This is a genomic window from Pseudomonas sp. OST1909, from assembly GCF_015277575.1.
GTDB classification, from domain to species: Bacteria; Pseudomonadota; Gammaproteobacteria; order Pseudomonadales; family Pseudomonadaceae; genus Aquipseudomonas; species Aquipseudomonas synxantha_A.
Genome location: NZ_CP063780.1, coordinates 4,160,066 through 4,174,824, shown reverse-complemented (window position 1 = coordinate 4,174,824; position 14,759 = coordinate 4,160,066). Strand labels below are relative to the sequence as shown.

Annotated in this window: 12 protein-coding genes and 4 tRNA genes; 12 read left to right on the top strand and 4 right to left on the bottom strand. The window is 57.5% G+C overall.

The annotated features are described in order from the left end of the window. The first annotated feature begins 60 nt into the window (after positions 1 to 60). On the top strand, positions 61 to 471 hold the full coding sequence (locus tag IH404_RS18000) for a hypothetical protein (RefSeq protein ID WP_005789306.1): 411 nt from the start codon (positions 61 to 63) through the stop codon (positions 469 to 471). Here IH404_RS18000 and IH404_RS17995 read toward each other — a convergent pair. Continuing rightward, complete coding sequence (locus tag IH404_RS17995; protein WP_005789305.1) at positions 468 to 629, bottom strand: hypothetical protein; 162 nt, start codon at positions 627 to 629, stop codon at positions 468 to 470. The genes IH404_RS18000 and IH404_RS17995 overlap by 4 nt on opposite strands. A 210-nt stretch (positions 630 to 839) precedes the next feature. Here IH404_RS17995 and IH404_RS17990 point away from each other — a divergent pair, with 210 nt between their 5' ends. Next, complete coding sequence (locus tag IH404_RS17990) at positions 840 to 1,502, top strand: peptidase C39 family protein (protein WP_005789303.1); 663 nt, start codon at positions 840 to 842, stop codon at positions 1,500 to 1,502. A 48-nt stretch (positions 1,503 to 1,550) separates the two neighbouring features. On the opposite strand, the gene pbpG is transcribed toward IH404_RS17990, so the two are convergent. Both pbpG and folD read right to left on the bottom strand, forming a co-directional pair. Further along, positions 1,551 to 2,471 (bottom strand): D-alanyl-D-alanine endopeptidase, encoded by a 921-nt coding sequence (pbpG, locus tag IH404_RS17985; protein WP_194438631.1) that lies wholly within the window; start codon positions 2,469 to 2,471, stop codon positions 1,551 to 1,553. A 207-nt stretch (positions 2,472 to 2,678) separates the two neighbouring features. Next, positions 2,679 to 3,533: a bifunctional methylenetetrahydrofolate dehydrogenase/methenyltetrahydrofolate cyclohydrolase FolD gene (folD, locus tag IH404_RS17980; protein ID WP_122733402.1), complete on the bottom strand. Its 855-nt coding sequence runs from the start codon at positions 3,531 to 3,533 to the stop codon at positions 2,679 to 2,681. Between the two features lie 274 nt (positions 3,534 to 3,807). On the opposite strand from folD, the gene IH404_RS17975 reads away from it, so the two are divergent. The 10 genes from IH404_RS17975 (at position 3,808) to IH404_RS17930 (ending at position 13,226) form a co-directional block, all read left to right on the top strand. Further along, positions 3,808 to 3,884, top strand: a tRNA-Arg gene (locus IH404_RS17975). A 32-nt stretch (positions 3,885 to 3,916) separates the two neighbouring features. Next, positions 3,917 to 3,992 (top strand) — tRNA-His (locus tag IH404_RS17970). 56 nt (positions 3,993 to 4,048) lie between these two features. Beyond that, positions 4,049 to 4,133: transfer RNA gene (locus IH404_RS17965), tRNA-Leu, on the top strand. Positions 4,134 to 4,210: 77 nt separating this feature from the next. Further along, positions 4,211 to 4,286: transfer RNA gene (locus IH404_RS17960), tRNA-His, on the top strand. A gap of 395 nt (positions 4,287 to 4,681) precedes the next feature. Further along, a complete protein-coding gene (gene tig, locus IH404_RS17955) occupies positions 4,682 to 5,992 on the top strand; it encodes a trigger factor (protein WP_005789298.1) in 1,311 nt (436 codons plus the stop codon). Positions 5,993 to 6,083: 91 nt separating this feature from the next. After that, positions 6,084 to 6,719 (top strand): ATP-dependent Clp endopeptidase proteolytic subunit ClpP, encoded by a 636-nt coding sequence (gene clpP, locus IH404_RS17950; RefSeq protein ID WP_005789297.1) that lies wholly within the window; start codon positions 6,084 to 6,086, stop codon positions 6,717 to 6,719. A gap of 112 nt (positions 6,720 to 6,831) precedes the next feature. Next, positions 6,832 to 8,115 (top strand): ATP-dependent Clp protease ATP-binding subunit ClpX, encoded by a 1,284-nt coding sequence (gene clpX / locus IH404_RS17945; protein ID WP_003238279.1) that lies wholly within the window; start codon positions 6,832 to 6,834, stop codon positions 8,113 to 8,115. Positions 8,116 to 8,303: 188 nt separating this feature from the next. Beyond that, positions 8,304 to 10,700, top strand: coding sequence for an endopeptidase La (lon, locus tag IH404_RS17940; RefSeq protein ID WP_032880520.1), 2,397 nt, complete (start codon positions 8,304 to 8,306; stop codon positions 10,698 to 10,700). 148 nt (positions 10,701 to 10,848) lie between these two features. Beyond that, positions 10,849 to 11,121, top strand: coding sequence for an HU family DNA-binding protein (locus tag IH404_RS17935; protein WP_003174819.1), 273 nt, complete (start codon positions 10,849 to 10,851; stop codon positions 11,119 to 11,121). Between the two features lie 230 nt (positions 11,122 to 11,351). After that, entirely contained in the window at positions 11,352 to 13,226 is a 1,875-nt protein-coding gene (locus IH404_RS17930; RefSeq protein ID WP_005789288.1) for a SurA N-terminal domain-containing protein, read from the top strand. 82 nt (positions 13,227 to 13,308) lie between these two features. On the opposite strand, the gene nhaA is transcribed toward IH404_RS17930, so the two are convergent. Further along, positions 13,309 to 14,652 (bottom strand): Na+/H+ antiporter NhaA, encoded by a 1,344-nt coding sequence (gene nhaA / locus IH404_RS17925; protein ID WP_005789286.1) that lies wholly within the window; start codon positions 14,650 to 14,652, stop codon positions 13,309 to 13,311. Between the last annotated feature and the right edge of the window lie 107 nt (positions 14,653 to 14,759).

The following is a 14,759-nucleotide window of genomic DNA, read 5'->3' as shown; positions in this document are numbered from 1 at the left end:
GCTCTTCAAGCTTGGCATCCATCGGATACGTCTTTTTTTGATGTTCTTTGGAGCCCTGCCATGTCACTGAAAACCCTGTTGTTGATACCTATGCTGAGCGTTGTTGTGTTGCTCTCGGCCTGCGCCGGCCCGCTGCCCAAGGCTGACCCGAGCCAAGCCTGGATCGGCCTGAAAGAGGAAGCGCCAAATGACCTGATGGCCGAGCGGGTTGACGGTAAACGCGTCGATGACGGGCGCTACTTTGAAGTCAGCCCCGGTGACCATCGGCTGGACGTGACCTTGTTTGAAGACGAACCCGGCGACGACAACCAGCAAGACTGCCAGGGCCGGGTGGAATACAAACACTTCAAGGCGGGTGAGCATTACACACTGGAAGAGTCGAGCCTGGGCACCACCGTGCGCGCATCCCTCAAGGACGGTCACGGCAAGGAAATCGCCGCCACCCAAGACTTCAATTGCATGCCTGGCTAGGCGTGATGAGCCGTCGCCTTGGGAGGCTTGGCGGGCGCGGCAGGTTTGACGTGGGGGTGATGATGCCGGCGAGTCACGCGCATGACCCCCCACAACATGGCCGCGGCCACTGCCAACCAGCCACAGATCAACAGAAAAATTGTCGTTGCAAGGCTCATTCGGGCCTCCTTTCGCCCACTGGGGGCACACACAGTCTTCTCAATGGACAGTCTAGCTACCTGGCGGTTGCCTGCTATTGACCAATGGTCGTGTCTGTCCAACTTGTTTGCTCTATCGCGGGTGCTTTACTGATGTGCCAGGCTATACCCGCGCTCAAGAGCATCCTATGATCAGGGCCCTCACCGCCCGTTGATCAAGAGAGTAAAACATTGCGCTTACGCTCGAACCTTAAAACATCCATCTTGCTGGCTTGTGCCCTGGGGTTAACGGCTTGTTCCAGCCAACCGTCGAAGCTGTCCGGCCTGCCGGAGCGCGTTGAACTCAACGGCGTGCCGACCTTTCGCAGCGAGGCTTATCAGAGCGGTCCTACGGCACTTGCCAGTATGCTGTCGCAACAAGGCATTGTCATGACACCGGGGTTGCTGGACAAACCACTGCGCCTGCCGGGTGCTGAGGCGAACCTCGAACGCAACATGCAGGTGCTGGCGCGCGAATACGGGCTGATGGTGTACCCACTGGACGCCAAGCTGACCGCGGTGCTGGCGCAGGTGGCGGCGGGTTACCCGGTGATGGCGCGAATCAATTCCAGCTTCTGGTCCGGAGCGCGCTATGTAGTCGTCGTGGGCTTTAACCAGCAGGAAAGCACGGTATTGTTGCGCTCAGGCAAGGAGCGCCGATTGATCATGAGCTTCAGTGACTTTGAGTCGGCATGGAAGAGCGCGGGCCACTGGGCCATCCTGACTCAACGCCCGAGCCAATTGCCGGCTAATGTGGATGCGCAGCGCTGGCACGATTCGGCAAACTCAACGGCCCAGGCCGGGCAAGAAGGGGCGGCGGCCCAAGCGCTAAAGGTCCTTGGGGAGCGCAAGTAACAAATATGGGAGGGGAGCCTCCCACATCGGATTTCTGGTGTGAGCGAATTAGCGGCGCACTTCTACCGCATTGCGACTCTTCAGATTCTTGTCAGCCTTGTAGCGCAACGCCACATCCGGCACCGGGCCGCCCTTGCCGGTCTCGACCCAGCTGCGAATACGGCTGGCATCGGCAAAATGGGTGAACTTGCCAAAGGCATCCAGGATCACCAGCGAAACCGGGCGGTTGCCCATGCTTGTGACCAGCACCAGGCAATGCCCCGCCTGGTTGGTGAAGCCGGTCTTGGTCAACTTGATATCCCAGTTGGCGCGGTTGATCAGGTGGTCGGTGTTGGAGAAACCCAGGGTGTAGTTGGGCTTGCGGAACGCCACGGTCTTTTCCTTGGTGGTGCTCAACTGGCTCAGCATCGGGAATTTACGCGCGTACGCCAGCAGCTTGCTCAGGTCGCGAGCGGTCGAGACGTTATGGATCGACAGGCCGGTAGGCTCCACATAGTGGGTGCTGGTCATCCCCAGGGACTTGGCCTTGGCGTTCATCGCCGCAATGAATGCCGCATAGCCACCCGGGTAGTGGTGGGCCAGGCTGGCGGCGGCGCGGTTTTCCGAGGACATCAGCGCAATCAGCAGCATTTCCTTGCGCGGCATCTGGCTGCCGATTTTTACCCGGGAGAACACGCCTTTCATCTCTGGCGTGTCGGTGATGTTGATGTCGATGTACTCATCCATGTTCTGCTTGGCTTCCAGCACGATCAGGCCGGTCATCAGCTTGCTCACTGAAGCGATGGGGACTACTACGTCGGGATTGCTGGAATAAATGACTTTGTTGGTTTGCAAGTCCACCAGCATGGCGCTGCCGGAGGCGATTTGCAGTTTGGAGGCGTCACGCGGGGCCAGGGTGGATTCGGCGGCGTGGGCGAAGGTGCCTGTCAAAGCGAAAAACAGGCCGACAATAGAGAGACGAATTTTCACGCGGATGAACTCGCTAAAAAGTAAGGAAATACCGTTCGGGAACGGGCTTTATGAAAAATGACGTTACATTCTAGGAGTATGGATCAGAAACTGTCGAATGTTCTTCCAGAACCGGATGAAAGTGCTTAAAAACTAAGAAAAAACAGTTTTTTCTCAGGCAATAAAAAGCCCCGCGCTAAGGCAGGGCTTTTTCATTACGCCTGGTTATTAACCGTGCAGGGTTTCTGCAGCGTAAAGGGTATTTTCCAACAGGCAGGCGCGGGTCATCGGGCCGACACCACCTGGCACTGGCGTGATCCAGCCGGCGCGGGGCAGGGCAGTGTCGTAGACGACGTCGCCGACCAGCTTGCCGTCATCCTGGCGGTTGATGCCCACGTCAATGACGATGGCGCCTTCCTTGATCCATTCACCTTTGACCAAACCGGGCTTGCCAGCAGCGACCACCACCAGGTCGGCGCGGCCAACGTGGCCGGCCAGGTCCTTGGTGAAGCGGTGGGTGACGGTCACGGTGCAGCCGGCCAGCAGCAGTTCCATGGCCATCGGGCGACCGACGATATTGGAGGCGCCTACCACGACTGCGTCGAGGCCATAAAGATCGACCCCGGTGCTTTCCAGCAAGGTCATGATGCCTTTGGGTGTGCATGGACGCAGCAGCGGGATACGTTGCGCCAGGCGGCCGACGTTATAAGGGTGGAACCCGTCGACGTCTTTGTCCGGGCGGATGCGTTCCAGCAGCTTGGAGGCGTCCAGGTGCTCGGGCAGCGGCAGCTGCAGCAGGATGCCGTCCATCTCCGGATCATCGTTGAGGCTGTCAATCAGGTCGGTCAGGGCCTGTTGAGTGGTGTCAGAAGGCAAGTCGTAGGCTTTGGAAATAAAGCCGACCTCTTCACAGTCTTTACGCTTGTGCGAGACATAAACCTGAGAGGCAGGATCGCTGCCGACCAGGATCACCGCGAGGCCAGGCGTGCGCAGGCCTTGCTGGCGACGCTCGGTGACGCGTTTGGCGATCTGCTGGCGCAGGCTGGCGGCGATTGATTTGCCGTCGATAAGTTGTGCAGTCATTACGCGTGATTAACCATCGAGAGGGGGAAGAAAAGTGCGCGCATTCTCGCACGCCAGGGCGCGAGGGCAAAGGCGCTTGGTCTGCAAATTGCCCTAAGCCCTTAAATAAAATCAGTTTTTTTCAAAAAAGATTTGACGGGTATCAGGACGCTCTATACTATTCGTCGCACTTGTCGGGCACAGCCTAGCACTGGTTAGAAGGTCGAGCAGAATTGTTGTCCTGCAAGGCTGGAAACACTTAGTTTGTAATCCTCCAAGAGTACAGATTAATCAGGCGCCCGTAGCTCAGCTGGATAGAGCATCCGCCTTCTAAGCGGATGGTCGCAGGTTCGAGTCCTGCCGGGTGCGCCATTAGGCAGCTTTGGCACAAGTAGCGCTATATGGTGGGCGTAGCTCAGTTGGTAGAGCACGGGATTGTGACTCCCGTTGTCGAGGGTTCGATCCCCTTCGTCCACCCCATATTTTGAAAGGCGCCAGATTAATCGTCTGGCGCCTTTGCTTTAAGAGCTTCAAGCGCGGATGTGGTGGAATTGGTAGACACACTGGATTTAGGTTCCAGCGCCGCGAGGCGTAAGAGTTCGAGTCTCTTCATCCGCACCAATTAAAGCTTTGCTGTGCCGTCAGGCGGGGTAAAGTTCAACAAAGAAGTAGTTTGGTTTCTTTGTTAACGCAATATGGTGGGCGTAGCTCAGTTGGTAGAGCACGGGATTGTGACTCCCGTTGTCGAGGGTTCGATCCCCTTCGTCCACCCCATATTCGAAAGGCGCCAGATTTAACAGTCTGGCGCCTTTTTTGGTTTTAGCGGTTCGTATATCCGGCGGCTGCAGATGCAAGGTCGAAAGGGTGGGGTGTTTCATCGTATTTGTATGTCTCGATGATACCGCGCTGCCCGCAGGCCCTGTGCGCGGGGTCGGGCGTCAGGGAAATGACTGGTTTCTTCTATATAGAAGAGGCGGCGCAGAGCCCTGGCGCAGTTGGCTGTATTTGTCACCGGGGCGAGGTGCATCCGTGCCTTCGTACCGATAAATTGCCGGCTGTTTTCCGCTGTATTTTCAGTAGGGTGACTTCTTGAGTTTGACCCACTAGAATGCATGCCCTTGATTGGGGTCGGAAATGGCCGGCTAACGTCTGTGCAACGAGGAATATCCATGCAAGTTTCTGTTGAAAATACTACTGCTCTCGAGCGCCGCCTGAGCATCACCGTGCCGGCAGAGCGTATCGAGACTGCGGTCAACAAGCGTCTGCAGCAGACTGCCCAGAAGGCCAAGATCGCTGGTTTCCGTCCAGGCAAAGTGCCGATGAGCGAAATCAAGCGTCGTTTTGGTGCCGATGCGCGCCAGGAAGCTGTAGGTGACGTGATCCAGGCTTCCTTCTACGAAGCCGTTGTCGAGCAAAAGCTGAACCCGGCTGGCTCGCCTTCGATCGAGCCCAAGTCCCTGGAAGCTGGCAAGGACCTGGAATACGTTGCCGTATTCGAAGTGTTCCCGGAATTCGAAGTGGCTGGTTTCGACGGTATCGAAATCGAGCGTCTGAGCGCCGAAGTGGCTGATTCGGACCTGGACAACATGCTGGAAATCCTGCGCAAGCAGAACACCCGTTTTGAAGTGGCCGAGCGTGCTGCCCAGAACGAAGACCAGTTGAACATCGATTTCGTTGGCAAGGTTGACGGCGAAGTGTTCGCTGGCGGCTCCGCCAAGGGCACTCAGCTGGTGCTGGGTTCCAACCGCATGATCCCTGGCTTCGAAGACGGTCTGGTTGGCGCCAAAGCCGGCGAAGAGCGCGTTCTGAACCTGGAATTTCCAGCGGACTACCAGAACCTGGACCTGGCCGGCAAGGCCGCCGAGTTCACCGTTACCGTCAACAGCGTTTCCGAGCCTAAGCTGCCAGAGCTGAACGAAGAGTTCTTCGCTCAATTCGGTATCAAGGAAACCGGCATCGAAGGTTTCCGCACCGAAGTTCGCAAGAACATGGAGCGTGAGCTGCGCCAGGCCATCAAGTCCAAGGTCAAGAACCAGGTCATGGACGGTCTGCTGGCCGCCAACCCGATCGAAGTGCCAAAGGCCCTGCTGTCCAACGAAGTGGATCGCCTGCGCGTACAAGCTGTTCAGCAGTTTGGTGGCAACATCAAGCCTGACCAGCTGCCGGCCGAGCTGTTCGAAGAGCAAGCCAAGCGCCGCGTTGTGCTGGGCCTGATCGTGGCTGAAGTGGTCAAGCAGTTCGACCTCAAGCCTGACGAAGACCGCGTTCGCGAAATGATCCAGGAAATGGCTTCGGCCTACCAGGAGCCTGAGCAGGTCGTGGCTTGGTACTACAAGAATGACCAGCAGCTGAACGAAGTACGTTCGGTTGTGCTTGAAGAACAAGTTGTGGATACTGTTCTGCAGAAGGCTAAGGTGACCGATAAAGCGGTCTCTTACGAAGAAGCAGTCAAACCGGCGGAAGCAGCACAAGCCGACTGATTGTCCAACTCGTTGGAAATTCAACCATAAGCCAGCCTCGCGCTGGCTTATGCGTTTTCAAGACATGACTATTTGGGAGTAACTGCAGAGCATGTTCCGTAATTCCTATATTCAGCAGAACTCTGATATCCAGGCCGCAGGCGGCCTGGTCCCGATGGTTGTCGAGCAGTCCGCTCGTGGCGAACGCGCCTACGACATCTACTCGCGCCTGCTCAAGGAGCGAGTGATCTTTCTGGTTGGCCCGGTAGAGGACTACATGGCTAACCTGATCTGTGCGCAATTGCTGTTCCTTGAAGCGGAAAACCCGGACAAGGACATCCATCTCTACATCAACTCGCCAGGTGGTTCGGTGACCGCAGGGATGTCGATCTACGACACCATGCAATTCATCAAGCCAAACGTGTCGACTACCTGCATCGGCCAGGCTTGCAGCATGGGCGCGTTCCTGCTGACAGCAGGTGCCGAAGGCAAGCGTTTCTGCCTGCCGAACTCACGCGTGATGATTCACCAGCCACTGGGCGGTTTCCAGGGCCAGGCATCGGACATTGAAATCCATGCCAAGGAAATCCTCTTCATTCGTGAGCGTCTGAACACGCTGATGGCCAAGCACAGCGGGCACACACTGGAAGAAATCGAGCGCGACACCAACCGTGACAATTTCATGAGCGCAGAAGCCGCCCGTGAATACGGGTTGATCGACGCAGTGATCGAAAAGCGCCCCGCTTAATATAAGCCGCTCAAAATAGGGCTGGTCGGCATGTCCGACCACTGGCGGGCTTGAAAAAGCCCGCATAAGCCTTCATCTTGTGTTGCAAGCCTATCGGATTTGGATCGAACGAATGACTGACACCCGCAACGGCGAGGACAACGGCAAGCTGCTCTATTGCTCCTTCTGTGGCAAAAGCCAGCATGAAGTACGCAAATTGATTGCCGGCCCCTCGGTGTTTATCTGCGACGAATGCGTCGACCTGTGCAATGACATCATCCGCGAGGAGGTGCAGGAAGCCCAGGCCGAGAGCAGTGCGCACAAACTCCCATCGCCTAAAGAAATCAGCGGCATCCTGGACCAATACGTCATTGGCCAGGAGCGTGCAAAGAAGGTTCTGGCCGTAGCGGTGTACAACCACTACAAGCGCCTGAACCAGCGTGACAAGAAAGGCGACGAGGTCGAACTCGGCAAGAGCAACATCCTGCTGATCGGTCCTACAGGCTCGGGTAAAACCTTGCTTGCGGAAACCCTCGCTCGCCTGCTGAACGTTCCGTTCACCATCGCCGACGCCACCACTCTCACCGAGGCTGGCTATGTGGGCGAAGATGTCGAGAACATCATTCAGAAACTGCTGCAGAAGTGCGACTACGACGTAGAGAAGGCCCAGATGGGTATTGTTTACATCGACGAAATCGACAAGATTTCGCGCAAGTCTGACAACCCGTCGATCACTCGGGATGTTTCCGGTGAAGGCGTGCAGCAGGCACTGTTGAAACTGATCGAAGGCACGGTTGCTTCCGTACCGCCACAGGGCGGCCGCAAGCACCCGCAGCAGGAATTCCTTCAGGTTGATACGCGCAACATCCTGTTCATTTGTGGTGGCGCATTCTCCGGCCTGGAGAAGGTTATCCAGCAGCGCTCCACCCGTGGCGGCATTGGTTTCAGTGCGGAAGTGCGCAGTAAGGAAGAAGGCAAGAAGGTGGGCGAGTCCCTGCGTGAAGTCGAGCCTGACGATCTGGTAAAGTTTGGTCTGATCCCGGAATTCGTTGGCCGCTTGCCGGTCCTGGCGACATTGGACGAATTGGATGAGGCGGCTTTGATTCAGATCCTCACCGAGCCCAAGAACGCCCTGACCAAGCAATACGCCAAGTTGTTCGAGATGGAAGGCGTGGACCTCGAGTTCCGTACCGACGCGCTCAAATCGGTGGCCAAGCGGGCACTGGAGCGCAAGACCGGTGCACGTGGCCTGCGTTCGATCCTCGAAGGCGTGTTGCTCGACACCATGTACGAAATCCCCTCGCAGTCTGAGGTGAGCAAAGTGGTGATCGACGAAAGCGTTATCGAAGGCAAGTCCAAGCCACTGTATATCTACGAAAACAGTGAGCCGACGGCCAAGGCTGCGCCAGACGCGTAAGCGTTCAGCAGTTGCGGTACAAGCAAGGGGCCTTTAGGGGCCCCTTGTTTTTTGGGGCGTTTTCTTGGTGCGGTGGTTAAATTCGCGTGTATTCATGCGTTTAACTACTGGCATTGAGCTTGTTTTTTTTGCATGTAACCCCCATCTTGGTTTCATGCTTACTTATCAACTGTCATAGAGGCGAAATCATGAAGACAACCATCGAATTGCCTCTCCTGCCGTTGCGTGATGTCGTCGTCTATCCGCACATGGTTATCCCGCTGTTCGTGGGGCGCGAGAAGTCTATCGAAGCCCTCGAGGCTGCGATGACGGGCGACAAGCAGATCCTGCTGTTGGCCCAGAAGAATCCTGCTGATGATGATCCGGGTGAAGATGCCCTGTATCGCGTCGGCACCATTGCCACTGTGCTGCAATTGCTCAAGCTGCCTGATGGCACCGTCAAGGTGCTGGTGGAAGGCGAGCAGCGCGGTGCCGTAGAGCGTTTCATGGAGGTGGACGGGCACCTGCGCGCCGAAGTGGCACTGATCGAAGAAGTCGAAGCTGCAGAGCGCGAATCCGAAGTGTTTGTGCGCAGCCTGCTCTCGCAGTTCGAGCAGTATGTGCAGTTGGGCAAGAAAGTCCCGGCTGAAGTGCTGTCTTCCCTCAGCAGCATTGATGAACCAAGCCGCCTGGTCGATACCATGGCCGCGCACATGGCGCTGAAAATCGAGCAGAAGCAGGACATCCTCGAAATCATCGACCTGTCGGCCCGTGTCGAACACGTGTTGGCGCTGCTGGATGGCGAAATCGACCTGTTGCAGGTAGAAAAGCGCATCCGCGGTCGCGTGAAGAAGCAAATGGAGCGCAGCCAGCGCGAGTACTACCTGAATGAGCAGATGAAGGCCATTCAGAAGGAACTCGGCGACGGCGAGGAAGGCCACAACGAAATCGAAGAGCTGAAAAAGCGCATTGATGCCGCTGGCCTGCCCAAAGATGCCCTGACCAAGGCCACCGCCGAGCTGAACAAGCTCAAGCAGATGTCGCCAATGTCGGCCGAAGCCACCGTGGTGCGTTCCTACATCGATTGGCTGGTGCAGGTGCCGTGGAAGGCCCAGACCAAGGTACGCCTGGATCTGGCTCGCGCCGAAGAAATCCTCGACGCCGACCACTATGGTCTTGAGGAAGTCAAAGAGCGCATCCTCGAATACCTTGCCGTGCAAAAGCGCGTGAAAAAGATTCGTGGTCCGGTGTTGTGCCTGGTCGGCCCTCCGGGTGTGGGTAAAACCTCCCTGGCCGAGTCGATTGCCAGTGCCACCAACCGCAAGTTTGTGCGCATGGCCTTGGGTGGTGTGCGTGACGAGGCGGAAATCCGTGGTCATCGCCGTACCTACATCGGTTCGATGCCAGGAAGATTGATTCAAAAGATGACAAAAGTGGGCGTGCGCAACCCACTGTTCCTGCTCGATGAAATCGACAAAATGGGCAGCGATATGCGTGGCGATCCTGCCTCGGCGCTGCTTGAGGTGCTCGATCCGGAGCAGAATCACAACTTCAACGACCATTACCTGGAAGTCGACTACGACTTGTCTGATGTAATGTTCCTGTGCACCTCCAATTCCATGAACATTCCGCCAGCCTTGCTGGACCGGATGGAGGTGATTCGTCTGCCGGGTTACACCGAAGACGAGAAGATCAATATCGCCGTCAAATACCTCGCGCCCAAGCAGATTTCGGCCAACGGCCTGAAGAAGGGCGAGATCGAGTTTGAGGTCGAGGCGATCCGCGACATCGTGCGTTACTACACCCGCGAGGCCGGTGTACGGGGCCTTGAGCGCCAGATCGCGAAGATCTGCCGCAAGGCGGTAAAAGAACACGCACTGGAAAAACGTTTCTCTGTGAAGGTAGTTGCCGACTCCCTGGAACACTTCCTGGGTGTGAAGAAATTCCGCTACGGCCTGGCCGAGCAGCAGGATCAGGTCGGGCAGGTGACTGGCCTGGCGTGGACTCAGGTGGGTGGCGAATTGCTCACCATTGAAGCTGCGGTGATTCCCGGCAAAGGCCAGTTGATCAAGACCGGCTCTCTGGGTGACGTGATGGTCGAATCCATCACGGCCGCGCAGACCGTGGTGCGCAGTCGTGCCCGCAGCCTGGGCATCCCGCTGGACTTCCATGAGAAGCACGACACCCATATCCATATGCCGGAAGGGGCGACCCCGAAAGACGGCCCTAGCGCGGGCGTAGGCATGTGCACGGCCCTGGTGTCGGCATTGACTGGCATCCCTGTGCGCGCTGACGTCGCAATGACCGGGGAAATTACCCTGCGTGGTCAGGTATTGGCCATCGGTGGTCTGAAAGAGAAATTGCTGGCGGCTCACCGGGGCGGAATCAAGACGGTGATCATTCCGGAAGAGAATGTTCGCGACTTGAAGGAAATTCCTGACAACATCAAGCAGGATCTTCAGATTAAACCGGTTAAATGGATTGACGAGGTCCTGCAAATTGCGCTGCAATACGCGCCGGAACCCTTGCCGGATGTAGCTCCGGAGATAGTCGCGAAGGACGAAAAACGCGAGTCAGATTCCAAGGAAAGAATTAGCACGCATTAATGTGTTAAAGCCTGGGGGCTTCCTTGACAGCTTTTTAGAGCCCTTGTTATAAAGCGGCTCTTAAGTGTCTGTAGGCCACCCAGCACTGGTTTTTGCTTTTACCAAAAAACTTAGAATCATACTCAATAGATATATAAGGGGACTTAGAGTGAACAAGTCGGAACTGATTGATGCTATCGCCGCATCCGCTGATATCCCGAAAGCTGCTGCTGGCCGTGCGCTGGACGCAGTAATCGAATCCGTCACTGGCGCTCTGAAGGCCGGCGACTCCGTGGTACTGGTAGGCTTCGGTACTTTCTCTGTGACTGACCGCCCAGCTCGCACTGGCCGTAACCCACAGACTGGCAAAGCACTGCAAATCGCTGCTGCCAAGAAACCAGGTTTCAAAGCCGGTAAAGCCCTGAAAGAAGCCGTTAACTAAGCTTCGATCAAGCCTTTGCTTACCCGGGTCGGACACACGTCCGACCTGGCAGCGGAGCGGTAGCGGCCCAGGTATCCATCGGGTCGCCACGCCGGGGGTGAGAGTTCAAACCCCCGTCCGCTCCGCCAGTTACGAGAAGGCGCATCCTCGGATGCGCCTTTCTTCTATCCGGACTCTACCCACGCTCCACGGTTGCCTATTTTTGAAGTTCAACCGTTTCTGGGGGACGCATGCTGCAAAATATCAGGGACAATTCACAAGGCTGGATTGCCAAGACCATTATCGGGATCATCGTCGCATTGATGGCGTTCACCGGTATCGAAGCCATTTTCCAGGCTTCGGGTAATAACGCGCAGGACGTGGCCAAGGTCAACGGTGAACAGATCACCCAGACCGAACTGAGCCAGGCCGTCGACATGCAACGTCGCCAGCTGATGCAACAGTTGGGCAAGGATTTCGACGCTTCGCTGCTGGACGAAAAACTGCTGCGCGACGCGGCCCTCAAGGGCCTGATCGACCGCAAGCTGCTGCTGCAAGGCGCTGCTGATGCCAAGTTCGGTTTCTCGGAAGCCGCATTGGACCAGGTGATCCTGCAGACGCCGGAATTCCAGGTGGATGGCAAGTTCAATGCCGAACGTTTTGACCAGGTGATCCGTCAACTGGGCTATAGCCGTATGCAATTTCGTCAGATGCTGACCCAGGAAATGCTGATCGGCCAGGTTCGCGCAGGTATCGCCGGCAGCGGTTTCGTCACCGATGCCGAGGTGCTGGCGTTCGCCCGTCTGGAAAAACAGACCCGCGATTTCGCCACCGTCAACATCAAGGCAGACCCGGCAGCGGTGAAGCTCACCGATGATGAGGTCAAGGCTTACTACGATCAGCACGCCAAAGAGTTCATGACCCCGGACCAGGTGGTCATCGACTATCTGGAATTGAAGAAGTCCTCCTTCTTCGACCAGGTCACCGTCAAGGACGATGAACTGCAGGCTGCCTACGAGAAGGAAACTGCCAACCTCGCTGAACAGCGTCGTGCCGCGCACATCCTGATCGAAGTCAACGATAAGGTCACCGAGGCGCAAGCCAAGGCCAAGATCGAAGAAGTCCAGGCACGCCTGGCCAAAGGCGAGAAGTTCGAAGCCCTGGCCAAGGAGTTCTCCCAGGATCCAGGTTCGGCCAACAATGGCGGTGACCTGGGCTTTGCCGGCCCTGGCGTCTACGATCCGGACTTCGAAACGGCCCTGTACGGCTTGAAGCAAGACCAGGTATCGGCGCCGGTGCGCAGTGCCTTCGGTTGGCACTTGATCAAGTTGCTGGGCGTTGAAGCACCTGAGGTGCCATCGTTTGCCAGCCTGAAAGACAAGCTGACCCGCGAGCTCAAGACCCAACAGGTTGAACAGCGGTTTGTCGAAGCGACCAAGCAATTGGAAGATGCGGCATTCGAAGCGTCCGACCTGGCTCAGCCGGCATCTGACCTGAAGCTGACCGTCCACACCTCGGCGCCGTTTGGCCGTGAAGGTGGCGAAGGCGTTGCAGCCAACCGTGCCGTGGTGACTGCGGCATTCAGCCCGGAAGTGCTGGATGAAGGTGCCAACAGCAGCGCCATCGAGCTGGACCCGGAAACCATCATCGTGTTGCGTGCCAAAGAGCATCTCAAGCCGGCTCAACTGCCGCTTGAGAGCGTCGCTGCAGCGATTCGCACCCAGATGACCAAGGAGCGTGCGAGCGCTGCCGCCAAAGCCCATGCCGACGAGTTGATCGCCAGCCTGCGTGACGGCAAAACCGCGCTGGACCAGCCGATTGACGGTCAGGCCTGGAAGGTGACTGAAGCGGCGACCCGCGCTCAGGAGTCCATCGACCCAGCCGTGCTGCAAGCCCTGTTCCGCATGCCCAAGCCTGCGGCCAAGGACAAGCCGACCTTCACCACGGTGACGCTGCGCGATGGCAGCCTGGTGATTGTGCGCTTGAACGGCGTCAACGAAGCGGCAGCCCCTACGGACGAAGAAAAGGCGCAATACCGCCGCTTCCTCGCTTCCCGTATCGGTCAGCAGGACTTCGCGGCGTTCCGCAAGCAGCTGGAAACCCAGGCAGACATCAAGAAGTACTGATGCCGGCTTGAATAAAAAAGACCCCGTCCTGAAAAGGCCGGGGTCTTTTTTTGCCCTTGATAAAGTGGGTGCTTAACTCGCCTTATGGGTGCTTGCCTGAAAATTTGAGCTTGCCCCAGGTCAGGCCGATCACCGCTGCCAGGGTCGAAGCGGCCAATACACTGAGCTTGGCGGCCGAGAGCAAGGCCGGGTCCGAGAAGGCCAGGGAGGAGATAAAGATCGACATGGTGAACCCGATCCCGGCCAGCAGGCCAACCAGGCCGACTCCTGTCCAGGTCACACCGTCCGGCAGCTTGCAGATATTGAGCTTGACCAGCATCAGGCTCGCCAGCATCACGCCCAGGGGTTTGCCGAGTACCAGCGCGAAGATGACCCCCATGAACACCCCGTGAGCCATCGGATCATCGAGGTTGAAGCCGTCCAGGCTCACGCCGGCATTGGCCAGGGCGAAAAGCGGCATCACGCCGAATGCCACCCACGGATGCAGTGCCGATTGCACCCGTTGCACCGGCGGCAACATCTCCCGTTGGGCTTGGCGCAGTTGCTTGAGGGGCTGGGCGACCTGTTGGGGGCCTTCTGCCGAATGCGAGAAGCGCTCCATCAGCTCGTTGAACGTGCGTTCAATGGTCTCCAGCGGGCGTTCTGTGGTGGGCTTGGAGTTGACCGGCGTCATCAAGCCCAGGATCACCCCGGCGAGGGTCGGGTGCACGCCGGTCTTGAGCAGCCCGAACCATACAATCGCCCCCGGTAACAGATAGATCGCAGCCTTGCCGATGCCCATGCGCTGGAACACCAGCACCAGCGCCAGCCCGCCTGCGGCAATCACCAAGCCCATGTAATCGAGGCTGGCAGTGAAGAAGATCGCGATGATCAGAATCGCCACGATGTCATCGATGATCGCCAGGGCCAGCAACAGGATACGCACGCCACTGGGAATCGACTTGCCCAGCAGCGCCAGCACGCCCACGGCAAAGGCGATGTCGGTCGCGGTGGGTACCGCCCAGCCACTGGCGGCGACGGTGCCGTGGTTGAGCAGGGTGTAGATGAGTGCAGGCATCAGCACACCGCCCAGCGCAGCGCCCAAGGGCAGCGTGGCCAGTTTCAGATTGGCCAGGGCGCCATCTTTGATTTCCTGACGGATCTCGGCGCCGACTACCAGAAAGAAGATGGTCATCAGCCCGTCATTGACCAGAAAGTGCAGGGAACGCGACACGCTGTAATCGCCAAGTCCCAGGGTAACAGGCGTGTTCCAGAAGTGCTCGTAGGTCGCTGCGGCGGGGCTGTTGGCCCAGATCAGCGCCACGATCGCTGCCAACAGCAGGACGATACCGCTCACGGCTTCGATATGGGAAAAACGCTCAAGGGCAGACAGCGCGCCCTCAGTCAGGCGCTGAGGGCGGGGGATGGCAGGGTGTTTATCAGGCACGACAAATCTCCATTGGCGGCCCGACCAATGCTTGGCTTTTAACCTGCGCCGCGCCTTATGCAGCAACGCACCCAGAGGCGATGATAGGAAGTAGAGGAATAAGTTGT